General features: G+C 55.4%; 21 protein-coding genes and 3 tRNA genes. 11 read left to right on the top strand and 13 right to left on the bottom strand.

Annotated features, from left to right (window positions below; genetic code table 11):
- Window positions 1–243: transketolase C-terminal domain-containing protein (locus WBM93_RS04520; protein ID WP_424428736.1), on the top strand; the 243-nt coding region annotated here is incomplete at its 5' end.
- A gap of 40 nt (window positions 244–283) precedes the next feature.
- Here the strand turns inward: WBM93_RS04520 and WBM93_RS04515 are convergent.
- Genes WBM93_RS04515 through WBM93_RS04505 form a run of 3 tightly spaced genes read right to left on the bottom strand, consistent with a single transcriptional unit; the run spans window position 284 to window position 3,530 of the window.
- A complete protein-coding gene (locus WBM93_RS04515) occupies window positions 284–997 on the bottom strand; it encodes a TadE/TadG family type IV pilus assembly protein (protein ID WP_424428733.1) in 714 nt (237 codons plus the stop codon).
- Window positions 998–1,008: 11 nt separating this feature from the next.
- Entirely contained in the window at window positions 1,009–1,602 is a 594-nt protein-coding gene (locus tag WBM93_RS04510) for a TadE/TadG family type IV pilus assembly protein (protein ID WP_424428730.1), read from the bottom strand.
- Between the two features lie 8 nt (window positions 1,603–1,610).
- A complete protein-coding gene (locus tag WBM93_RS04505) occupies window positions 1,611–3,530 on the bottom strand; it encodes a pilus assembly protein TadG-related protein (RefSeq protein WP_424428727.1) in 1,920 nt (639 codons plus the stop codon).
- Window positions 3,531–3,698: 168 nt separating this feature from the next.
- Here WBM93_RS04505 and WBM93_RS04500 point away from each other — a divergent pair, with 168 nt between their 5' ends.
- Window positions 3,699–4,370: a hypothetical protein gene (locus tag WBM93_RS04500; protein WP_424428724.1), complete on the top strand. Its 672-nt coding sequence runs from the start codon at window positions 3,699–3,701 to the stop codon at window positions 4,368–4,370.
- Window positions 4,371–4,401: 31 nt separating this feature from the next.
- On the top strand, window positions 4,402–4,869 hold the full coding sequence (locus WBM93_RS04495; protein WP_424428721.1) for a hypothetical protein: 468 nt from the start codon (window positions 4,402–4,404) through the stop codon (window positions 4,867–4,869).
- Window positions 4,870–4,878: 9 nt separating this feature from the next.
- On the opposite strand, the gene trmFO is transcribed toward WBM93_RS04495, so the two are convergent.
- Window positions 4,879–6,231 carry a methylenetetrahydrofolate--tRNA-(uracil(54)-C(5))-methyltransferase (FADH(2)-oxidizing) TrmFO gene (gene trmFO, locus WBM93_RS04490; RefSeq protein WP_424428718.1) on the bottom strand — a complete coding sequence of 451 codons (1,353 nt, stop codon included), beginning with the start codon at window positions 6,229–6,231 and terminating at the stop codon, window positions 4,879–4,881.
- Between the two features lie 97 nt (window positions 6,232–6,328).
- Here trmFO and WBM93_RS04485 point away from each other — a divergent pair, with 97 nt between their 5' ends.
- Window positions 6,329–7,009, top strand: a complete 681-nt coding sequence (locus tag WBM93_RS04485) for a lysoplasmalogenase (RefSeq protein WP_424428715.1) — start codon at window positions 6,329–6,331, stop codon at window positions 7,007–7,009.
- On the opposite strand, the gene WBM93_RS04480 is transcribed toward WBM93_RS04485, so the two are convergent.
- From WBM93_RS04480 to WBM93_RS04460, 5 genes are all read right to left on the bottom strand, one after another.
- Window positions 7,000–7,842: a TauD/TfdA dioxygenase family protein gene (locus WBM93_RS04480; RefSeq protein WP_424428712.1), complete on the bottom strand. Its 843-nt coding sequence runs from the start codon at window positions 7,840–7,842 to the stop codon at window positions 7,000–7,002. The genes WBM93_RS04485 and WBM93_RS04480 overlap by 10 nt on opposite strands.
- Window positions 7,843–7,879: 37 nt before the next feature.
- Entirely contained in the window at window positions 7,880–8,416 is a 537-nt protein-coding gene (locus WBM93_RS04475; RefSeq protein WP_424428709.1) for a GNAT family N-acetyltransferase, read from the bottom strand.
- Window positions 8,413–11,100, bottom strand: coding sequence for a DNA gyrase subunit A (gene gyrA, locus WBM93_RS04470; protein ID WP_424428738.1), 2,688 nt, complete (start codon window positions 11,098–11,100; stop codon window positions 8,413–8,415). Before gyrA ends, WBM93_RS04475 begins: the two co-directional genes overlap by 4 nt.
- 169 nt (window positions 11,101–11,269) lie before the next feature.
- Window positions 11,270–11,974 carry an SDR family NAD(P)-dependent oxidoreductase gene (locus WBM93_RS04465; RefSeq protein WP_424428706.1) on the bottom strand — a complete coding sequence of 235 codons (705 nt, stop codon included), beginning with the start codon at window positions 11,972–11,974 and terminating at the stop codon, window positions 11,270–11,272.
- The gene (locus WBM93_RS04460) at window positions 11,971–12,729 is read right to left on the bottom strand and encodes a YaaA family protein (protein WP_424428703.1); all 759 of its coding nucleotides are present in this window, start codon (window positions 12,727–12,729) and stop codon (window positions 11,971–11,973) included. Before WBM93_RS04460 ends, WBM93_RS04465 begins: the two co-directional genes overlap by 4 nt.
- Window positions 12,730–12,917: 188 nt before the next feature.
- On the opposite strand from WBM93_RS04460, the gene WBM93_RS04455 reads away from it, so the two are divergent.
- Window positions 12,918–14,222 carry a hypothetical protein gene (locus WBM93_RS04455; RefSeq protein WP_424428700.1) on the top strand — a complete coding sequence of 435 codons (1,305 nt, stop codon included), beginning with the start codon at window positions 12,918–12,920 and terminating at the stop codon, window positions 14,220–14,222.
- Window positions 14,223–14,269: 47 nt separating this feature from the next.
- Here the strand turns inward: WBM93_RS04455 and WBM93_RS04450 are convergent, their stop codons facing one another.
- Entirely contained in the window at window positions 14,270–14,743 is a 474-nt protein-coding gene (locus WBM93_RS04450; protein WP_424428697.1) for an Lrp/AsnC family transcriptional regulator, read from the bottom strand.
- Between the two features lie 178 nt (window positions 14,744–14,921).
- Here WBM93_RS04450 and WBM93_RS04445 point away from each other — a divergent pair, with 178 nt between their 5' ends.
- The 4 genes from WBM93_RS04445 to WBM93_RS04430 all read left to right on the top strand — a co-directional run bounded on the left by WBM93_RS04445 (window position 14,922) and on the right by WBM93_RS04430 (window position 18,034).
- Window positions 14,922–16,595: a sensor histidine kinase gene (locus tag WBM93_RS04445; protein WP_424428695.1), complete on the top strand. Its 1,674-nt coding sequence runs from the start codon at window positions 14,922–14,924 to the stop codon at window positions 16,593–16,595.
- A gap of 80 nt (window positions 16,596–16,675) precedes the next feature.
- Window positions 16,676–17,662 carry a polysaccharide deacetylase family protein gene (locus tag WBM93_RS04440; protein WP_424428692.1) on the top strand — a complete coding sequence of 329 codons (987 nt, stop codon included), beginning with the start codon at window positions 16,676–16,678 and terminating at the stop codon, window positions 17,660–17,662.
- Between the two features lie 112 nt (window positions 17,663–17,774).
- Window positions 17,775–17,851 (top strand) — tRNA-Ile (locus tag WBM93_RS04435).
- A 106-nt stretch (window positions 17,852–17,957) separates the two neighbouring features.
- Window positions 17,958–18,034: transfer RNA gene (locus tag WBM93_RS04430), tRNA-Pro, on the top strand.
- Window positions 18,035–18,082: 48 nt separating this feature from the next.
- Here WBM93_RS04430 and WBM93_RS04425 read toward each other — a convergent pair.
- Window positions 18,083–18,670: a DUF4126 domain-containing protein gene (locus tag WBM93_RS04425; RefSeq protein ID WP_424428689.1), complete on the bottom strand. Its 588-nt coding sequence runs from the start codon at window positions 18,668–18,670 to the stop codon at window positions 18,083–18,085.
- Between the two features lie 105 nt (window positions 18,671–18,775).
- Here WBM93_RS04425 and WBM93_RS04420 point away from each other — a divergent pair, with 105 nt between their 5' ends.
- Window positions 18,776–19,600: an NUDIX hydrolase gene (locus WBM93_RS04420; protein WP_424428686.1), complete on the top strand. Its 825-nt coding sequence runs from the start codon at window positions 18,776–18,778 to the stop codon at window positions 19,598–19,600.
- A gap of 6 nt (window positions 19,601–19,606) precedes the next feature.
- On the opposite strand, the gene WBM93_RS04415 is transcribed toward WBM93_RS04420, so the two are convergent.
- Window positions 19,607–19,683, bottom strand: a tRNA-Arg gene (locus WBM93_RS04415).
- Window positions 19,684–19,787: 104 nt separating this feature from the next.
- Here WBM93_RS04415 and WBM93_RS04410 point away from each other — a divergent pair.
- Window positions 19,788–20,519, top strand: a complete 732-nt coding sequence (locus tag WBM93_RS04410) for a queuosine precursor transporter (protein WP_424428683.1) — start codon at window positions 19,788–19,790, stop codon at window positions 20,517–20,519.
- Here WBM93_RS04410 and WBM93_RS04405 read toward each other — a convergent pair.
- Window positions 20,516–21,004 (bottom strand): hypothetical protein (locus WBM93_RS04405; RefSeq protein ID WP_424428680.1); only part of this gene is annotated, 489 nt, incomplete at its 5' end. The two genes, WBM93_RS04410 and WBM93_RS04405, sit on opposite strands and share 4 nt — an antisense overlap.

Genomic DNA, 21,004 nt, shown 5'->3' with positions numbered 1-21,004 from the left:
GTGCTGAAAAGTCTAACCAAAACAAACCGGATGGTGGTTGCCGAGGAAGGTTGGCCAACCTGCTCCATTGCGAGCGAGATTATCGCTGTCTGTATGGAAGAAGGCTTTGATGATCTTGATGCCCCAGTGATGCGGGTGACCAACGAAGATGTCCCGTTGCCATATGCAGCCAATCTGGAGAAAGCGGCCCTGATCGACAGCGCGCGGATCATCGCGGCGGTTAAAAAAGTCTGTTATCGCTAGATTGGGAAAATGTGAGGGCTAAGCCGCCCGCCCAATATTCTTAGCTGGGCGGGTTGTCTATCGTCGCGTAGACATTGCATTTCCACAATTCGCCGCTCGGAATGGAACTGGCGTTTTTCATCGCATGGTCGTCGCGTTCTCGCGCGACAAACGCACTTTCATAGCGAATGACGGTATCCCCAAAAAAACGATCTGAAACCAGCGGTTTGTAATCGTATACGACTTCGGCAAAATTGATCGCGGTTGAACCGGCGGCTGATATTTTTTTCCCGGTTGGCCCGATTCCACCCGCCAGGCAGGAATCGGTTTTTCCGTCATCTTCATCGCCGTGGGTGGATACGAAATTGGTGTTTCCGCCATAGCAGCGCTGCCAGCGTATCCATTGGCCCTTGTCGGATCCTGATCTGCCATTATCTTCCAGGCTAGAGAGAATGATCCGTGCGTTGGGAGAGAAATCGATCGCGTCGCCGGTGAGATGTGCGCCGGTAAATATTTCGCGGATATCCGCTTCGTCGATAGATTCCCGTGCCCGCGACGCGTTATCGGCGACCAGCATTGCGATCTGGCTGACCTGGAGATGGGCGATCGCGAGATTGGCGGTTTCCATCCCGGCCATACCGATGAGCAGCATTACCGGTGCGGTAAAGGCAAATTCAAGAAGCGCAAGACCGCTTGTGTCTTCGACGATCGGCAGATTTTTGAATCGGTCGGTCATTTTGGAGACATTGATTTTTGACAAGTTACCCATTTTCATTTCGCCTCCTTTTAGCCCAGGTCCGATACGCAGGTTTCGACAAGGTCGACCTGCGCGCCAAACGGTTGATTGCGCACCGCAGTACTGTTGGAGATCGTTATCGTTTCGGCCAGCCCGATCATCGATGCCAGCGGAAAGAGACGCGGTGATGTAATTTCAATATTATAGCTCACAATATCATCGGGACCACCGGTCCCCGCGATGCCATAGTCGATATCGAATTCATCATTTTTGTTGTTGTCGATGTAACAGTCACCGGGATCCACTTCACCGTTGTTGTTATTATCGGTTGTCAGTTTTTCCGGTTTGCCAACATTGGTGAAATCGAAATAGCTTTGCGCTGTCACATCGATGACGGCATTTTTGAGGACGAGATCATCCAGACCATCGTTGACCTGCTGCTCGATCTCGGCGACCGTCATTTCGCCGGTTGAGGCGTCGCGCGCAACCTGATGCAGAACGGATTTGGATACCGTATCGACATATCCGCGATACCCCAGATCCATAATGCCCAGCAGCATGAGTATGAACGGCCCGGCAACAAGGCCGAACTCGACCAGGGTCGCGCCAGATTCATCTGACAATATGCGAAGTCTTGTTCTCATCGATCTGATCATTTCGACAACCTCAGTCCGCCAATAGTTTTTGCGATATCGCCAAATGCAGTCTGGAGCGAAGCGTTGCTGGTGGCAGCCGCGGCATGGCTATCGCTGGTCGCGCAGTTTTTAAGATGCGTTTGGATGGTCGAGCTGCCGGTGAACTGGATAACCCAGACCGTTACGCCCTGCGCCTTCACGGCCTGGCACATCAACTGGAAGCGCTGGGCCTGCCTTGCTTCATATTCCGTCTTGCCTATGTTTGTCGGTCCGAGACGGCCATCCAGATCGTTATAGCCATAAACATTATATCTGTCGGGATAGACGTTCAAATCACCATCGGTCATGAAGATGAGGTGGCGGGAGATGTTGAACCCGTTTTTAGACTTGGAGTTTTCTGTGGCGAACAGGCCTGTGGGTGACAGGAAGCGCGCGCCCCAGATCATGCCAATGGTGTGATTGGTATTCCCATTCGGGCTCAGGCCATTGATATAGTTTTTCAGGTTGCCCGAATAAATCGTGTTGCCATCGGAATCCAGGCCGGGGTCGGAGTCATAGCTGTCATATTCCGCGAGACGTCTTCCCGCAGTAGGGCAACTTGAATCGCTCGCCTGGTTTCCATTTCGCAGATATTCTACACCGCCCCAATATGGCCGCCAACGGGTCGCCTTGTTGGTCGGGATCAGGTCAATATCCAGATCATAGGCATTGACCGGTATCGCGTTGGTGGTGGATTCGATATTAGAATAGGTGTCGCGTTCTTCAATACAGCCATCCCATCGCTCGGACGGGCCATGGGTGTTGTTCGCTGGGGTATTGTAGAGCGTAGGTCGCAACGCGGCCGGATTTCCCGTTTTTACCGATGCAACATAGGCCGAGACGTCATGATCGAACTCGTCATATTCCCAGAAATCGAACACCGCGCCAGGTTGCCATGTAGTTGTCTTGACCGGCGGAGAATCATATCTTTCGACCTTGCGTTTGCAAATCTTGTTGCTGCTGCTTACCCGATTGTAACTGTAATAGCTGAATTCGTAATATTTGCCACCTTGAGTCAGCGGAGTGCCGGAACCATATCCGCTGTCGCTTGGATTCCAGATAGGAGGGGTGGACCTGTTTCGCCCAAAATCGTCTTCGCATGCATCACGATCATTGCCATTTGCACCGGCGACATTGATTTGCTCGTAACTGACGACCTTATTCGTGCCTGGAACAATCCAGTGGGCCCGCCGAGTCTGATAGTTCCATTTGTCTTCAATGCTGGTCCCGACACCGCCAACAAGCCAAGCCGGATTTTCGTCATATAATGTTTCACCGACATTGATCATCGCATTATAGGGCATGAACCCGTATCGGATCTGGCTGCCCTGGGCACCACCGCCGCTGCCGAGAATATCGTAGAAATCCTCGACCGCAGACTTCAGGCCAGAAATTCTGGTGCCACCGCCGCTGGCTGACGAGCTCATCGATCCGGTTACGTCGAGCACCATCATCACATCGACATTGCCGATGTCGAGGCGGCTCGAGCAATCAACCTTCAGCGTCATTTTCTGATATCCGAAGATCCGCATGATCGACGTGTTCAGCGTGGTTTCGGCAAAGCCGTTTACGGTCTTGTCGCCCGGGCCATCGACAAATCGCGGATTGGCCTCTCCGTTAATCGTGACAAACGGGTCAGTATCGAAGGACCCTTCAGGAAAGTTGAAATCGAAAAATTTGCGCGATTCCACAGCATCAGCAGTGGACATATAAGCCCCCGACATCGAGCGACGGCCGGCGAGCGCGCCGGCGTCACAAGCCTGTTGCAAGCGGGCCTGGGCCATATAGGCACGCCCTATATCAACGCCGCCGCCGATGATCCCGGCTATCGGGAACAGGGCCGCAGTCGCCATAGCATAGACGTTACCGGCGGTGTCGGACCGTAGTGCCTTCAACAAGGCTAACGTGGAATTTCTTTTTGTCTTGCCAACCATTCGGACCGGCCCCCTGAAATAATGCAATTTGAACATGCCAATTAGGGGGAAAAGGGTTAGCGGTGGGGCAACAGGACTGGTTAAAGCCATCTTTACCTTGATTTTACGGGGAAAACTGGCGACCGCAGCACAATGAGTGATGCGTTGACAGAACTGGAACCCCTTAAAAGACTGATTGTCGCTTATGCCAGATCGAGCGACCGTGACCGTTATGCGCTGTTATTTGCGCTGGATGCACGATTCGCGGAAGTAGTACGCTCAACCTCGGAAATTTTGATTGGCCAGATGCGGTTAACCTGGTGGCGGGATATTTTAACCAAGCCAGCGGCCGAGCGGCCTATGGGCGAACCGCTGGTCGAACAAATCAATCTGCTCGAAGGCAAGGGGGAAAGCCTCACTCCTCTTTTGACATTGCTCGATGGATGGGAAGCCATGCTCGATGACTTTCCATGGGATGACCGGCAGTTTCAAAACTACGCCACAGCGCGGGGTTGCGGGTTTTTCGGATTTGGTTTGGCAGGCACGGAGGCATTGACCGAAAGTCAGGCCGAGCAGGGCCGGGCATGGGCGCTATGGGACTTTGCCCGCCATTGTTCGGACGCAAAGATGCGGTTGTCCGCCTTCGGGCGCAGTACGGAAATTCTGAAATCGCACCCGCGTACGGATTTTGACAGAAGCGGACGACCGCTCTCAATCCTCTGCAAACTGATGATCCGCGATGTTAGGAAGGGGCAACTGGCTGCCGATCTCTATAGTCCGGCCAGCGCCGCGCGCATCATCTGGCACGGAATCGCTGGCCGATAAATCGACAGCTGCTGATCTGCGGATAGCGCTTATGAAGAAATTTGCCGCCGGGGCAGCCGGTATGATGTTGTTGATGACGGCGGGCCTGTTCATCTGGATCGGTGCACAGGGACAGGATAATCCGATCCCGGACGCTCTGCCGCCACCTGAACAGGCGGAGCCCGAGGGCTTGCCGGTAGCCGCACTGGATGCGGACATGATCGGACCTGCACCGCCGACGCCACCCAAAGCCTATAAGGCTTCGCGCGAGGAAATGCGGTTCAATCGCTATGATCGCAACCGGGATGAAATTGTCACACGCCTGGAAATGATGAGCAGCCGTACCGATTCATTCCGCAAACTCGACAAGGACGGCAATAATCTGCTGACATTCGAAGAATGGGCGGTTGCCACAAGCAACCGTTTCGCCGGCGCCGACGCCAACGGCAATGATCAGCTAACCCGCACCGAGTTTCGAACCACACGGCCAAAGCGTTCTGCGCCGCGGTGCAAATGCTAAATCCTGACCCTAGGCGAGTTGCAGTCCCTTTTCCGACAGAGGGTGGAGCCATTTGGCGAAATCTTCGCGGGCTCTCGCGGTGTAGGCTTCCTTGCGTTCCTTCTTTTTGACGCGCTGTTCAAAAGGCGGGAAAAGACCGAAATTGACGTTCATCGGCTGATAGTCACGGGCATCGGCGCCGCCCGTAATATGGGAGAGCAATGCTCCGAAAGCGGTGGTCTGCGGGGGCGGGGTGAAAGGCTCGCCGCGAATTTCGGCAGCGACCATCCGGCCCACCATCAGCCCGACAGCCGAACTTTCTACATAGCCTTCGCAGCCGGTGATCTGGCCCGCAAAGCGAATATGCGGCGCTTTCTTGAGACGCAGCTCCCTGTCGAGCAATTTGGGCGCATTGATAAACGTGTTCCGGTGCAGACCGCCCATCCGTGCGAATTCGGCATTTTCCAGGCCGGGAATTGTCTTGAGAAGATCAGCCTGGGCGCCATATTTCAATTTGGTTTGAAAGCCGACCATATTCCACAATGTGCCGAGGGCATTGTCCTGCCGGAGCTGGACAACCGCATAGGCTTTGCCGCCGGTGTGCGAATTGGTCAGGCCAACCGGTTTCATCGGCCCGAAGCGCAGGGTCTCTGGACCGCGCGAAGCCATCACTTCGATCGGCATACAGCCTTCGAAATAGGGCGTGTCTTTTTCCCACTGTTTGAAATCAGTCTTTTCACCGTCGAGCAGACCCTGGATGAAGGCTTGATATTGCTCCTGATCCATCGGGCAGTTGATATAGTCCTTGCCATCGCCTTCCGGCCCGACCTTGTCCCAGCGCGACTGCATCCAGGCGATATCCATGTTAATGCTGTCCTTGAAGACGATCGGCGCAATCGCATCAAAAAAGGCAAGCGAGTCCTCGCCGGTCGCGGCGCCGATGCTTTCGGCGAGCGACATGGCGGTAAGAGGCCCGGTGGCGACAATCGTCAGGCCGCTTTCGGGCAGCTGATCGATCCGCTCGCGGACAATCTCGATATTGGGATGCTCGCTCAGCCGTTTGGTCACGCCTTCGGAGAAATGATCCCGGTCAACCGCCAAGGCGGAGCCCGCAGGGAGACGATGCTTGTCGCCTTCGCCGATGATGATCGAATTCAGATCGCGCATTTCCTGATGCAACAGTCCGACTGCATTTCTTTCTGCATCATCCGAACGGAAGCTGTTAGAGCAAACCAGTTCGGCAAGGCCCTCTGTCTGGTGGGCCGGGGTCATGTCGCCGCCACCACGCATCTCGGAAAGGCGCACCTTGATGCCCTGTTCCGCGAGTTGCCATGCTGCTTCGGACCCCGCGAGTCCGCCACCAATGATATGTACATCTGTCATGCGGGCCTTAGTGTTGTGGTAAGACTCTAATGTCAATCTGGCAGTCATGCTTGTTGCATGATAGAGGCGATTCTGAAGAGGGGACGATGACATTCCTATGAAAAGCGCATTTGCCGAATCCAGACCATTTCTGTTGTTGAGCCTGCTGTTCGGGATCAGCTATTTCTTTGTTAAAGATAGCAATATTCCCGGCCTCTATCTCATGGCGTGGAAAGGGGCTGGCGTCGGATTTCTTGCGATTTACGCGCTGGTCCGGCTGCATCGCCTCGACGGCAAAATTGTTGGCGCGATCATGGCTCTCGGCGCGGTCGGGGACATGGCACTTGAATATGACCTGGTTTTCGGTGCCGGCGCGTTCATGGCCGGCCATTTGCTGGCGATTGCTTTCTACTCCCGTTTCCGCCGTCATAAACTGGGGTTCAGCCAGAAAATCTTCGCAATCATATTGGTGCCGCTTTCGGTGCTGATTGCGTGGACATTGCCTTCGGACCGAGCCGAGGCGCCGGGAATCGCTATCTATTGCCTGTCGGTCGCGGCGATGGCCGCCATGGCGTGGACCAGCCGATTCTCGCGCTATCAGGTCGGCATCGGTGCGATCCTGTTTCTGGTCTCCGATCTACTGATCTTTGCCAGAATGGGACCTCTGGAAACCAGCATCATTCCGGATATTCTGGTCTGGCCCTTATATTATTTCGGCCAGTTCATGATCGCGACCGGCATCGTCGCCACGCTGCGTCACGAAATGGCCGCGGACAGCGCCGACCCGGTTCACGTCTGATAAGCGGCAATCGTGGTCCGGTGCAGCAACCGGTCGTGGCCGTCATAACCACCGGTCGCGCAGTGCAGCACTGAACGATTGTCCCACATGACCAGCATATCTGGTTGCCATTTGTGACGATAGATAAACTCCTCACGGCTTTGCCAGACGTATAGTTGCTGGAGCAAAGGCAGGGCCTCCGCCGGTGACACGCCTTCAAAGCCGATAATATAGCCCAGACAACTGAACAGCCCCGGGCGGCCGGTTTCCGGATGTTCGCGGATGAGCGGATGGGTTTGGGTGGCGCGCGCCGATTCATCGGGACGGATCGCCATACTGCGGCCTTCGTCCTTTTCGCCATAGGCACCATCGGGGGCATAAGCCATTTTTGCGCTGTGAATCGCGGTCAAACCTTTGTATCGGGCGCGCATTTCGGGGGGCATCGCATCGAGCGCTGCATGCTGGTTGGCAAATAATGTATCGCCGCCGATCGGGGGGATGGTGATGCCCAACAGGCAGGTTCCTGCGGGTGGCTCTGTCTGAAAACTCCAGTCGCTGTGCCAGTTTTCCGCGAACAGAGGGCTTTTCTCGTCCGCGTCACGCCGGATTGCCGCAATATGTTTGCGGCCGGCGATAGGATCGAAAAACGGATCGTGCCCGAAGTCGCCGAAAGAGAGCGTGAACCGCTCCAGATCGTCGTCGGTCATCGTCTGGTTCGGGAAGGACAGAACATGATGGTCCAGCCAGGCTGATCTTATGTCCGTTATCTGCTTGTCAGCGAGCGGTTGGGACAGATCAATTCCGGTGACCTCGGCCCCGCAGGCTTGGCCAGATGGCGTAATTGTAATCGACATAAATTCTCTCCCTAACTTCCGAAGCAGTCGAGCAGTTTCACCATGGCGGGCCGCATAAATCCAGGTATCCCGTAACCGGGGCTGGTTCGTTTAATGGTAGCACCATGACATTGGGGAAGGAAAATGCACCGGTTTTTCCGCCCTGCTCAACCACCATATCGCCGTCAAACAGGGACCAGGCCAGTTTGCGGTAAAATTCTACATTATGGTCTTCGCAGAACAGCAGGCCGAATGCACTTTGCGCCTCCGTCTTCAAAAGAGTGACGAGATGGCGCATGACCTGTTTGCCATAACCCCCGCCCTGAAATTTCGGGTCGGTCATGACCCCGCCAATTCCCGCAACCTGCAGTTTCTGTCCGTCGCACAGGATTTCGCGCTCATGAACACCGGCAACCGCTCGCACAGAATCGTCAACATAGAGCAACACACGTCTTTGCGGATGTGCCCATTCGATGCCGTGCATCGGTGTATCTATCAGTTTTTCGGGCGGGTAAATCTGTTCCCGCATCGTGGCGATTTCAGGCCAGCTCAGCGCGCCGTCCTTCACAAGAAAGATCGGCGCGCCGGTTGTCATGTCTCCGGATCGTCGTCGGATTCTGGCTCAGTCGTAGCTTCTTCCGGAGCGTCGCCTGCAGCCAATTCGTCAGCCACCGCCTCTTCCGCTTCGTTCTCCGGCTCTTCTTCCTCGTCAATCTTGGCTGCGCCGACGACATGTTCGCCTTTGGCGACATCGAACAATTTGACGCCTGAACTATTGCGTCCGATTACCCGCATATCCGCGACTTTCATACGAATGAGCTTGGCCTGGTCGGTTACCAGCATTACCTGTTCGTCGTCGGTCGCGCGGAAACTGGCGACAACCGTGCCGTTGCGCTTGATATTGTCAATATTGAGAATGCCCTGACCGCCGCGCCCGGACTGGCGATATTCATAAGCGCTCGAGCGCTTGCCATAGCCATTTGTACAGACGGTGAGGATGAAGTCTTCCATTTCCTCAAATTCGGCGATGCGTTCCGAAGAAAGCTCGGGTGCGTTTTCGTTGTCTTTCCATGGAGCAGCCTTGAGATACTGGTCGCGTTCCTCGGTTGACGCTTCAAAACCGCGCAACACCGACAGCGAGATGACCTCGTCGTCGCCCTTTAGTGCAATACCGCGAACACCGGTGGATGTCCGGCTCTGGAAAGAGCGCACCGCGTCACCGGCGAACCGGATTGCCTTGCCATTCTTGGTCGCGAGCAAAACGTCGTCATTGTCAGCCAGCAATTTAACGCCGATCAGGTGATCATCGCTTTCCTCGTCAAATTTCATCGCAAATTTGCCGTTGGATGGTACGTTGGTAAAGCTGTCCATGCTGTTGCGCCGCACACCGCCCTTGGCAGTGGCGAACATGACGTGGAGATTGGCCCATTCGGCTTCGTCTTCGGGCAACGGCAATACCGTTGAGATTGTCTCTCCATCCGCCAGCGGAAGCAGGTTGACCATCGGTCGTCCTTTGGTCTGCGGTCCGCCTTCCGGCAGCTTCCAGACCTTGAGACGGTAGACTTTGCCGTGGGTCGAGAAGAACAAGACCGGTGTATGGGTTGATGTCACGAACAGCTCGGTGATCGCATCTTCATCCTTGGTGGCCATGCCGGCGCGGCCCTTGCCGCCGCGGCGCTGGGCGCGGAATGTGTCGAGCGGAGTCCGTTTGATATAGCCGCCATGGGTAACGGTGACGACCATTTCGGACCGTTCCATCAGGTCTTCGTCTTCGAGTCCGTCCCAGGCAGCGGTGATTTCTGACAGACGCGGTGTGGCAAATTCGTCGCGCACCTGTTCCAGCTCTTCGCGCATCACGGCATAGAGTTTTTCGCGGTCGGCGAGAATTGCGAGATATTCCTCGATCGCCGCCGCCAGTTCCTTAAGCTCGTCGCCGATTTCTTCGCGGCCGAGCGCCGTGAGTTTCTGTAGACGCAGGTCCAGGATCGCCTTGACCTGAACCTGTGACAATTTGTAGCTATCGCCTTCGATCTCGGTCTCGATCGCCTCGACCAGCTTGATGTAGGCGGCGATCTCGTCAATCGGCCACTCGCGTTGCAGCAGGGCTTCGCGGGCTTCTGCCGGGGTTGAAGACCCGCGGATGATCCGCACGACTTCGTCCATATTGGTGACCGCTACCACCAGACCGAGCAAGATATGCGCCCGTTCGCGGGCCTTGTTGAGTTCGAACTTGGTCCGTCGTGTAATGACTTCTTCGCGGAAGGTGATGAATGATTCGATGATGTCGCGCAGATTGAGTACTTCGGGCCGTCCGCCGCGAATGGCTAGCATATTTGCCGGAAAGCTCGACTGGGCGGGAGTGAATCGCCATATCTGGTTGAGCACGACATCTGCCGTTGCATCGCGCTTGAGCTCGATCACCACACGGACACCGGCACGGCTCGATTCGTCGCGAATGTCGGAGACACCTTCGATACGCTTGTCTTTCGCGGCTTCGGCGATTTTTTCGACGAGGCCGGACTTGCCCACCTGGAAAGGGATTGAAGTCAGGACGATCGAGCGCTTGTCGCCGCGACCTTCCTCGATCACATGACGCGCGCGCATCATGATCGATCCACGGCCGTCCCTATAGGCAGAACGTGCGCCGGATTGGCCCAGGATTAGCGGTGCGGTCGGAAAGTCGGGTCCGGGGATGATCTCGATCAACTCGTCAATCGTAATCCCGGGATTCTCGATGTAGGCAAGGCTGGCGTTGATGACCTCGCCGAGATTATGCGGCGGAATATTGGTCGCCATGCCGACCGCGATGCCGCCGGCGCCGTTGACTAGCAGGTTCGGGAAACGGGCAGGGAGCACGCTTGGCTCCTGCAGGCTGCCGTCATAATTGGGAACGAAATTAACGGTATCCTTGTCGAGATCGTTAAGCAGGAAGTTGGACACCTTGTTGAGCCGCGCTTCGGTGTAACGCATCGATGCCGGCATATCCGGATCCATCGAACCAAAATTACCCTGACCGTCGATCAACGGCACGCGCATCGACCAGTCCTGGGTCATACGGGCGAGCGCCATGTAGATCGCGCTGTCGCCATGGGGGTGATAATTGCCCATCACGTCACCGACGATTTTCGCGCATTTGCGATAGGGTCGTCCTGCGACCATCCCGCCTTCTTGCGCGGCAAATAATATCCGGCGGTGAACCGGCTTCAGGCCATCGCGTACGTCTGGCAATGCGCGGCTGACGATCACCGACATGGCATAATCCATATAGCTGGATTTCATCTCGTCGACGATGTCTATCGGTTCGATATTCGAAGGTGACGGTGGAGTGGTTTGTTCGTTCACAAACGGGCCTTTTTCATGGGATTTTTCTTGTCGGTTGTTCTAGGCGAAGGGACCGGCAAAAGCCAGTCTTTCGGGCCAGTTTTACAATAATAATACAGTGCCGGAATCAGGGCTGGATTTCCGCTCCATCCCACGCGAAAATTTTCCCGCTGTCGGCGGGTTCCAGCCTGTCGAGAACATTGAGAAGATGACGGGCCGCGCGTTCAGGCTCAAACAGTTTTCCGGAAGGAACGTTGCTCTGGAAAGGTGCACTCAGCGCTGTGTCGACCGTGCCGGGGTGAAGTGCCACGATTATCGACTGGTCGTTCTTGCGAGACCATTCTATCGCCAGATTGCGGATTATCATATTGAGCGCCGCCTTGGATGCCCTGTAACCGTACCAGCCGCCGAACCGATTGTCAGAAATACTGCCGACCCGGGCAGATAGCGCAGCGAATCTGGACATCGTTTTGCGGTCCATTAGCGGTAAGAAATGCTTTGCGATAAGGGCCGGTCCGACGGCATTGATCTGATAGTTTTTCATCAGCCAGTCGGCATCAAGCTGACGAAGACTTTTTTCGGGACCTTTTTTGTCATCGTGAAGCAAGCCGGTGGCGACAAAGACCAGCGAAGGTAAAATCTTGTTGTCGGTTATCCACGCAGCCGCTTCCTCAATGCTCGCCTCCGACGTCAGGTCGACAGCGACCGGACTGTCGTCCGACCGGGAAAACCGGATTATGGACTCAAATCGACCATCGGATTCGAGCGCATCGGCAACCGCCGCACCGATCCCGCCGGTCACGCCAAAAATGACAGCGGATTTTCCGGTCATGTGCGCAGGAAGCGGAGGCTGCGTTCTGTGCTGCCATCCGCATCAAACCGGTATCCATCATAGTCAAAGCCCTTGAGCATATCCGGGTCGGTCAGGTGATTTTCACAAATATAGCGCGCCATCATACCGCGCGCGCGCTTTGCTTCGAAGCTTATGAACCTGGGACCGTCGGGACTGTCTTTGCGGAAATCCACCTCGATAATTTGTGCCGGCAATTTTGCGACATGCGGTTTGACCGACGCCCAATATTCGTTACTCGCGAGATTGACGATGATTGCGCTTTCGCTTTGTTCGAGATCCTCCGCCAGTGCCTTGGCAATTTTGTCCTTCCAGAAATCGGTCAGCTTGCTGTAGCGCGGTGCCCATTTCGTGCCCATTTCCAGGCGATGGGGGCGTATCGGGTCGAGGGGGCGGAGCAACCCGTAAAGCCCCGAGAGAATTCGCAGATGGCCCTGCGCAAAGGTCATAGCTTCCTCGCTGATGCTGCCCGCCTCGAATCCGGTATAGACATCGCCGTTGTAGGCATAAATTGCCGGTCGTTCCGGTTGATCGAAAAATTCGCGGTAGCGTTGTTGATTGAGAGCGATCAGATTGTCGGAAACCGGCATGATCGACTTCAGTTTCTTGGTGGTCAGATTTCCGATTGCGTTCGCTAGCCGTTCGGTTTCGTCAGGAAAGCGGTTCTCGGTTGACGCGACTGGCGGAATGGCGGATTTAAAGTCCAGAGATTTGGCGGGAGAAATAATTGCAAGCACACTATTTTACCTCATTATGCTATATGGAATGGTCGTCGCTGGTACGGAACTGCAGCCGTTCAACCCCTATTCAGCGGATTCACTCTAGAAAAGCGGTGAAAGCTTGGTAATAAGGCCAAGACGGTGTGGTGCAACCATATTCAGGAGAATTCGTTTCTCCCATATAATAATTCATCCGGAGGATATTCATGCGTTTTTTATCTCATTTTTCCATGGCCGTGGCTTTGGCTACCGCGGGTGCGCTGGCAATAACAGCAATACCGCAGGAAGCTCAGGCAGCAAAAAAGAAGAAGAAAAAGGAAGAAAAATCCGAAATTCAGATTAGCAAGGAAGTCCGGCCAAAGGTGGCTGAAATTCAGGCCGCTATGGCGACCGAAACCCCTGCAGCCGCCAAGCCGCTGGTGGAAGCTCTGCTTGCCGAAACATTGGCCCCCGATGATCGCTTTGTCGCGGGCCAGCTCGCGATCCAATTGGGCGGAACATTGAAAGATGTGGTCCTGCAGGAAAAAGGTATTATCGCCTCGCTCGATAGCGGACGCACCAGTGCGGAGCAGGCGCCTTCCTTCAACTTTTTTGCCGGTAATTTCGCCTATGGTGCCGAACGGTGGGCCGAAGCTCAACAACGGTTCCAGACGGCCTATGACGCCGGTTATCGCGCGAACAACATCGAACCATTGCTGCCGGAGACCTATTTCAAACGGAACATGTATCCCGAAGGCTTGGCAAAATGGGAAGAAATCCTCCGCAACGCCAATGCGTCGGGCACCAAGGCGCCGGAATCCTGGTACCGAATGGCCCGCGATCGCGCTCTCGCAAGTAAAAATTTGGATTTTTACTCCGCTTGGGCTGCAAAATGGGCTTCGGCTTACCCTTCGGGAGATTCCTGGGGTGATGCCGTGGCAGCAAGCCGTCGTACGTCGCAATCCGACAGTGTCCAGAATCTTGAGGTATTGCGGTTCATGAAGGCAACCGGCGCTCTCAAGACGGTACGTGACTATAAAGAATTTGCCGAAGAAGCGCAGCGCAAAAACCTGTTCGGTGAAGTGGTCGGCGTCCTCGAAGAAGGACAACAAAAAGGTCTGATCAGTTCGACCAACCCGCTTGTCGCTGAACTTCTCACACCTGCGCGGCGCGAAGTGTCGGCTGACCGGGCATCACTGCCCAGCCAACCAAGCGGTGTACGGGGATCCGGAAGCAGTTCGGTGATGATGAACTTTGCCGACGTCTGGCTGGGTTACAAAGATTTTGGCAAGGCGGTGGCTTTTTATGAAGCCGGGCTTTCCAGATCAGGAGCCGATATGGATCGCGGATACATGGGCATCGGTACCGCTCACGCCTACGCCGGCAATTTCGAAGCGGCGACCCAGGCATTTGCAAAAGTTTCCGGAACCCGCGCCCCGCTTGCCAATATGTGGAAAACGTGGATCAGCCAGCAAGCCGCACCGGCTGCACCAACCGCGCCTACGGTGGCTGCAGCGGAGCCGACCACCTAGTCTGCACGGATATGTATAGAAAAAAGGGCGCCATTGGCGCCTTTTTTTTATCGCTCGATCGGAACTCCCGGCAGATGTTTGGCTGACCGGATGGTGAGCGATGTTTTTACGCTGGCCACATTCGGGGCTGCGGTAAGCTCACTGGTCAGGAAGCTCTGAAACTGCTGACGATCCTTGGCGACCACTTTCAACATAAAATCGATTTCACCGTTCAGCATATAGCATTCCCGCACTTCGGGGAGCTTTTGCACATGATTTTCGAACGCCTGCAGATCGATTTCCGCCTGACTTTTCAGGCTGACCATCGCAAAAACAGTGATTGTGTATCCCATTTTGGCAGGGTCAATCGCAGCGTGATAGGATTTGATGACACCCTCGTCTTCAAGTGCCCGCATCCGGCGAAGACAGGGAGGAGCTGTTAGGCCGACACTGTTTGCAAGCTCAACATTGGTGATCCGGCCATCATTTTGTAGCCGCTGCAAGATTTTCAAATCAATTTCGTCAAGGTTCGTATCAGCCATAGCGATGTAATTTCCGTTCGCGAATCATTTGATCGTTATAATATAATAAGCACACCAGGCAACGCTTTCTCCCATGTCCCACATTGTGACGTGAAATTTTCCTAGCTTCCGGTCGCCTCGGGAAAAGGTTATTACCCAGTTAACAACCGTGTATAACAAAGATTATCGGGATCCAATATTGCGCTTCGATGACCGCCTGAACACCGTGCTCAAGGTGAGCCTGCCGGAAGGCAATGCTGCTGCTACGCAATGGCGGCAGGTGATCGATCTTTTGGCGCAAAAACCCGGAGACCTGGCCAATCAGGACGTACAAGCCGGACTGACCAGGCTGAACGCTCTCCATACCCGCGTTTCCGAACCTGATCGCTTGGCGGCAGTGCGATCCTTGAACGGCCGATTGCGATCGGCTCCCTTGCTGGTTTATTTGAGCGCGGACAGCGACTCTATCTGTGATGCAGCGATAGCCGCGGCGGACCTGACACCGGAAATTTGCGCGGATGCTTTTCCCCGGCTGTCCCGACGCGCGCAAGAACTTTTGCAATCACAAGGCTTTGAATTTGCAGATCAGAAACCCGCCGCCGCGACTTCGGCATTCGGGAGCAAGTCCGATCTCGCCGGTGGTGGTGCCGACAAAAGTACGCCGGAAGAATCCCGCGAAAGCGTGTCCAGCAACACCGACGAGCAAAACGAAGGATCCCAGATCAGCGCGCTGGTTGAAAAAATCGCGGACTACCAGAGGAACCGAACTGTCGAAACGCTGCGCCCGGCGACGAGCGAAAGCGGCAACACAGGTTTTTTCGCCGAATCACTCGAAGCCATCAGGTTTGAAACCGACGAGTCCGGCACGATTGTGTGGACCGAAGGGCCTCCGGTCGGGGCGATTGTCGGTGTTACCATAGCCCAGCCGGCCTTTGACGAAGGACCCGGTCCGGACGCATATGGTGCCGCCGCCTTTCGCCAGCGGATGCCGATGGAGAACGCGCGCATGCGGCTGTGCGGCGCATCGATCGTTGCCGGCGACTGGCGGATGAGTGCCATCCCTTATTTCAGCGAAGAAACCGGTCGGTTCGAAGGCTATCGCGGAATCATGCGGCGACCGAATATCGCCGAGGACGCGGGACGTAGCAGAATCGACCTTGAACGCCGGGAACAGCTCCAGCAACTGATCCATGAACTGCGGACCCCTTTGAACGCGGTGATCGGGTTTAGCGAAATTATCGAGCAACAGCTTTTCGGACCGGCATCCTTTGAATATCGGTCGCTGGCGCGCAACATCATGGATGAAGCGAGACGGTTGTTGGCGGGATTTGAAGATCTCGACATCGCCGTGAAAGTTGATTCGGGACAATTGCCGGACTCTGTGGGAAGTACCAAAGCGGACTGGCTGTTTGAACGCATGACGCAGCGGCTGCAGGGGCTGACACAAAGCAAGGTGGTCGATCTCAATATCAGCAAGGCAGAGCCGATTAGGCCGTTCGCGCTGGACGGTGAATCGGTCGAGCGGATTTTTGCCCGACTGTTGTCGGCGGCGATCATCTCCTGCGAAAATGGCGAGACTCTGAAGGGCGAGTTGCGGACACGGATAGGTGTGCAGCCAACCAACCAGTTCACCCTTTCGCGTCCTTCCCGGATAAAGGATATCGCCGAAAGCATCCTGCTCGATCCGTCGCAGGGTATCGATGGCGAGGTCGGCGAATCTTCACTGCTCGGCCTTGGTTTCTCGTTGCGGTTGGTGCGGAATCTGGCGCAGGCAGCAGGCGGCTCGCTGACGATTAACAAGGACAACATTGCCTTGACCCTGCCAGCGGCGACGACTAGCAAATCCACTATTCGGGAAACGGAATTGGAATAGGCTACCCGCCTGACAAGTTGTTTCCCGGCAAAAAAGGCAAAACGGAGCTGTCCGAAATCACTGCTCAAGAACACCAGCCGATGAAAGTCCATAGATCAGGCCGTGAACTTAAATGGCCGGCAGAATTTGGTCGACGTTTTCTGATCTCAATCGACACGGAAGAAGAATTTGACTGGGACGCGCCGTTCCAGAGCGACGGCCATACCACGGTATCGGTTCCCAAACTTCAAGAATTTCAAGATTTTGTTGAGGCTTACGGGATAAAACCGGCCTATTTTGTCGATTATGCTATCATTCAGGATGACACGGCTGCGGCGTTCCTGAAGACCGTTGCGGAGCGACAAAGCGCAACGATCGGTGTTCATCTCCATCCATGGGTCAACCCGCCGTTCGAAGAGCCGGTCAATGTCTACAACAGCTTCGCAGGCAATTTGCCGAAAGAGCTGGAGGAAGAGAAGCTGGTGGCGCTACGGGATGCCATTCGCGACAAAACAGGCATCACTCCCGTCACTTACCGTGCCGGGCGATATGGAATAGGTCCGCATACGACCGAGATTTTGATCAAACATGGCTTTGTGATGGACAGCAGCATCAGGCCGCGTTTTGATTATAGCGCGCAAGGTGGTCCGGATTTTCTGTCGGTCGGTTCGGAGCCATATTGGTGGGGAGGGGAAGGACGTCTGCTCGAAGTGCCCCTGACGACCGTCTATTCGGGACTGCTCCGCAAACAACCCGGTTTTGCGGCGGCGATCATGGAAAAATCACCCCTGGTCAATGCGCTGTTCTCCCGCAGCAAGATGCTCGAACGTATACCGCTGACACCCGAAGGAATATCTGCGCGGGAAACAAAAGAGGCCATCGATATTGCTCTGGATGACGACTTGCGGTTGCTGGTTTTTTCTTTTCATTCTCCATCGCTGGCACCCGGCCATACGCCTTATGTCCGCACGGAAGCAGATCTGGATGATTTCTACGAGTGGTGGCGGGAAGTGTTAGAACATCTAGAGGCACGAAATGTGAAACCCGTCGATATTGACGGGATATTGCAGGCTGCTCTGGGCACATAGACAGTGATTGACTGCCAGCCTGACGATTTGCGATGATCGGTCTTGCCAAATCGTTACGGCTTCCGCTATCGCACCATTCCATTGAGATTTGCCTGGAAAAAGCTGCTCATATGGGCCTGTAGCTCAGTTGGTTAGAGCTGGCCGCTCATAACGGCTAGGTCGGGGGTTCGAATCCCTCCGGGCCCACCATTTTTTCTGCGACGTCGCGAATGGCTCACTCGATGAGCAGCGACAAAAAAGAAGCGTGAAAAACCCTTTGCTTTTCGCAAAAGCACCGCCTAGGGGAAGCGCGCGTCGGGGAGTGGCGCAGCCTGGTAGCGCACCTGTTTTGGGTACAGGGGGTCGCAGGTTCAAATCCTGTCTCCCCGACCATTTTTTCCTCTGTATCTTGCGCTTCGTATCCCGGCTGACAATCGCCGGCTAGCTTCCGCTGGAAACGATTTGTCGCCAGAGCCTATACCCTTTGTAGACCAGAAAAATGCACAGGATCAGCAGCAGCGAAGCGATGATCAGTGCGGCAACCGGATTGGCGAATGCCAGGAACAGCAAGCCGCCAGTCGCGATGTCTTCTCCGGTCGAGACGACCGCGTTGCTGACCGGTTCCGGGCTGGTGTTGACGAGCGCACGTGCTCCTGCTTTCGCGCCGTGGCTCATCAGGGCTGCTCCGCCGCCCAACAGAAAGACCACCACCTGCCATGCCGGGTCGTTGGCATCAACCACCGCCAGCGCCAGCAGGGCACCTCCCAATGGCCGGATCGCGGTGTGAACCGTATCCCAGATCGAGTCGAGCCAAAGAATCTTGTCGGCGAAAAATTCGGCCAGCGCTCCGAGCGCGCTGATCGCCAGAACCCAGGGATTGGCTAGGGCATCAAGGAACTGCAGATGCTCCGGCAGACTGATCCACTGTAACCGCATGGCCAAGCCGGTAACAAAGACGGTTAGATACAGCCGCCAGCCTGCTATCAGGCTGACGCTACCGGCCAATCCCAATAGCTCGACAAGTCCCATCCGGTGATCCTGCCACGGCGACAGATTTTTGGCAAATCGGATTGTGCCGACCGTCAGCAATCAAATCACTTGGCAAAAGCAGCGGCTTGCTGTTCATAGGAGACTATGACTGATCCAACGACCAACAGCGAAGCGCCAGCCATGGATGCTCTAACGGGCAAGCCGATGCCCCAGCCTATTCCCGCGTCGACGCTGGTGATATTCCGCGATCAACCTGGCAGCGCAGCGCCCGATCTGCTGATGGTCGAGCGCTCGGCCAAAATGGTTTTTGCTGCGGGTGCCGCGGTTTTTCCCGGCGGCCGGATTGATGATGCGGATTTCGATTTTGCCAAGGCACTCGGCCATGACGATTTTGACGAATATGGCGCGCGCATCGCTGCGATCCGTGAATCGATCGAGGAAACCGGCATTGCAGTCGCGGTGGAAGGCAATCTCGACGCCAAGCGTGTTTCGGAGGCGCGAGATGCGCTAAACAGCGGAACAGTTCTGGCCGATATCTGCAATCAATATGACTGGCAGCTGGAACTCGAAAAGCTGATACCGTTCTCGCGCTGGTGCCCTCCCTTTGCCGAAAAACGGGTATTCGACACTCGATTCTACATGATTTCACACGATGACCACAAGGCGCAGGCCACGGTCGACGAAACCGAAAATTACAACCTGTTCTGGGGCAACGCGCAATCGGTTCTGGATCGCGCCGAAGCCGGTGAGGTAAAGATCATCTTCCCGACGAAGCGCAATCTCGAGCGGCTCGCGCAATTCGGATCGTTTGACGAGGCGGTTGCCCATAGCAAGGCCCACCCGCCGGTGATGGTTTCCCCGAGCATCGAGAAACGCGACGGTAAAGTCCATTTGTGCATCCCGGAAGGCATCGGCTATCCGATCACGTCGGAGTCCATGGACGCGGTCCAGCGCGGTTTCAAAAAATAGGAAAAATGGTGCGCCCGGCAGGACTCGAACCTGCTGCCTCAAGATTAGAAGTCTCGCGCTCTATCCAGATGAGCTACGGGCGCGTAATTTCCATGCGCTTTAGCGGTCTTTTGGCCGGCTGCAAACCGCGATCTGTATCGACCGCCATAAATGTTGAATTGTCTCGCACCTTGGCTAAGGTCCGCCGATGACCGATCGCCCCATTGTCCGCACCTCCGCCTCCAGCCAGGCCGGCCACCGGTTTCATTATTACGACTTTGTGATGGCGGCCTTTGTGACCGTGTTGCTGCTGTCCAATGTCATCGGCGCGGCGAAGCCGACCTTCGTCATGATCAGCGGCGAGCAATGGATCTATGGCGCGGGGATATTATTCTTTCCGCTTGGCTATGTGATCGGCGACATATTGACAGAGGTCTATGGTTATGCCCGGGCGAGGCGGGTGATCTGGGCCGGTTTCGCGGCGCTGGTCTTCATGGCTTTCATGAGCTGGGTGGTGGTGTCATTGCCGCCGGCAGAGGGCTGGGAAGGGCAGGCGGCTTATGAGAGCGTGTTCGGTCAGGTGCCGCGGATCATCGGGGCGTCAATCGTCGCCTTCTGGGCGGGTGAACTGGTCAACAGCTACGTGATGGCGCGAATGAAGGTCTGGACCCAGGGCAAGGCTCTGTGGAGCCGAACAATAGGCTCGACGGTCATGGGGCAGGGGGTCGATAGTCTGATTTTCTATCCGCTGGCCTTTTGGGGGCTATGGGAACCTTCCGTGGTGATGACCGTGATGGTGACCAACTGGCTGCTGAAAGTGCTGTGGGAGGCGGTGCTGACGCCGGTGACCTATCTGGTGGTGGGTTGGCTCAAACGCCGCGAAGGGATCGACATTTACGATGAAGATACCAATTTCACGCCGTTCAGTACGTCGACCTAGGCGAGCATGGATTTTTTTTCCGCCTTGCGGGCGAACAGGTAAAGCCCGGCTGCGAAAATCGGGATCAGGATCGGCATTATCCACTCGCCGCCGATCAGTATGTCCGCATATCCCAAAACCAGAAACAGGCCGCCAAATTGCATGAAAACGGCGACCATCGATAGCAGGAACATTCTTACGGACAGACGTTTTCGTGCGAGCAGCAAGATGGAACCGATAAATCCAGCGAATACCGCAACGGCAAAAGCGGCGGTCAACCAGAACGGCTGACTGACGAGCAACTGCTGCTGTTCCGGACGGAGCGCAGCGAAATCCTCTGCATTCATCATATAATGCTGAAAATAGGCAGCAAGGCCCATGGTGCTCCAGAGCAGCGCAAAAACTCCGATTATCCAAAACCAGATGGGTGGTTTGTTCATCTGTGACATTATGTGTCCAACCTTTTTCAGGAGCGGCTTAGCGCAGAATCCCTCGCCGAGCACAAT

Origin of the sequence: Parasphingorhabdus sp. (assembly GCF_049667325.1) — a bacterium.
GTDB lineage: Bacteria > Pseudomonadota > Alphaproteobacteria > Sphingomonadales > Sphingomonadaceae > Parasphingorhabdus.
This window is presented reverse-complemented; position numbering and strand designations above follow the sequence as displayed.

What these genes read in the sequence shown, in the direction of transcription:
- WBM93_RS04515 (WP_424428733.1), bottom strand. Translation starts at nt 997, where the DNA reads ATGAAAATGGGTAACTTGTCAAAAATCAATGTCTCCAAAATGACCGAC.
- WBM93_RS04510 (WP_424428730.1), bottom strand. Translation starts at nt 1,602, where the DNA reads ATGAGAACAAGACTTCGCATATTGTCAGATGAATCTGGCGCGACCCTG.
- WBM93_RS04500 (WP_424428724.1), top strand. Translation starts at nt 3,699, where the DNA reads ATGAGTGATGCGTTGACAGAACTGGAACCCCTTAAAAGACTGATTGTC.
- WBM93_RS04495 (WP_424428721.1), top strand. Translation starts at nt 4,402, where the DNA reads ATGAAGAAATTTGCCGCCGGGGCAGCCGGTATGATGTTGTTGATGACG.
- trmFO (WP_424428718.1), bottom strand. Translation starts at nt 6,231, where the DNA reads ATGACAGATGTACATATCATTGGTGGCGGACTCGCGGGGTCCGAAGCA.
- WBM93_RS04485 (WP_424428715.1), top strand. Translation starts at nt 6,329, where the DNA reads ATGAAAAGCGCATTTGCCGAATCCAGACCATTTCTGTTGTTGAGCCTG.
- WBM93_RS04480 (WP_424428712.1), bottom strand. Translation starts at nt 7,842, where the DNA reads ATGTCGATTACAATTACGCCATCTGGCCAAGCCTGCGGGGCCGAGGTC.
- WBM93_RS04475 (WP_424428709.1), bottom strand. Translation starts at nt 8,416, where the DNA reads ATGACAACCGGCGCGCCGATCTTTCTTGTGAAGGACGGCGCGCTGAGC.
- gyrA (WP_424428738.1), bottom strand. Translation starts at nt 11,100, where the DNA reads ATGAAATCCAGCTATATGGATTATGCCATGTCGGTGATCGTCAGCCGC.
- WBM93_RS04465 (WP_424428706.1), bottom strand. Translation starts at nt 11,974, where the DNA reads ATGACCGGAAAATCCGCTGTCATTTTTGGCGTGACCGGCGGGATCGGT.
- WBM93_RS04455 (WP_424428700.1), top strand. Translation starts at nt 12,918, where the DNA reads ATGCGTTTTTTATCTCATTTTTCCATGGCCGTGGCTTTGGCTACCGCG.
- WBM93_RS04450 (WP_424428697.1), bottom strand. Translation starts at nt 14,743, where the DNA reads ATGGCTGATACGAACCTTGACGAAATTGATTTGAAAATCTTGCAGCGG.
- WBM93_RS04440 (WP_424428692.1), top strand. Translation starts at nt 16,676, where the DNA reads ATGAAAGTCCATAGATCAGGCCGTGAACTTAAATGGCCGGCAGAATTT.
- WBM93_RS04425 (WP_424428689.1), bottom strand. Translation starts at nt 18,670, where the DNA reads ATGGGACTTGTCGAGCTATTGGGATTGGCCGGTAGCGTCAGCCTGATA.
- WBM93_RS04420 (WP_424428686.1), top strand. Translation starts at nt 18,776, where the DNA reads ATGACTGATCCAACGACCAACAGCGAAGCGCCAGCCATGGATGCTCTA.
- WBM93_RS04410 (WP_424428683.1), top strand. Translation starts at nt 19,788, where the DNA reads ATGACCGATCGCCCCATTGTCCGCACCTCCGCCTCCAGCCAGGCCGGC.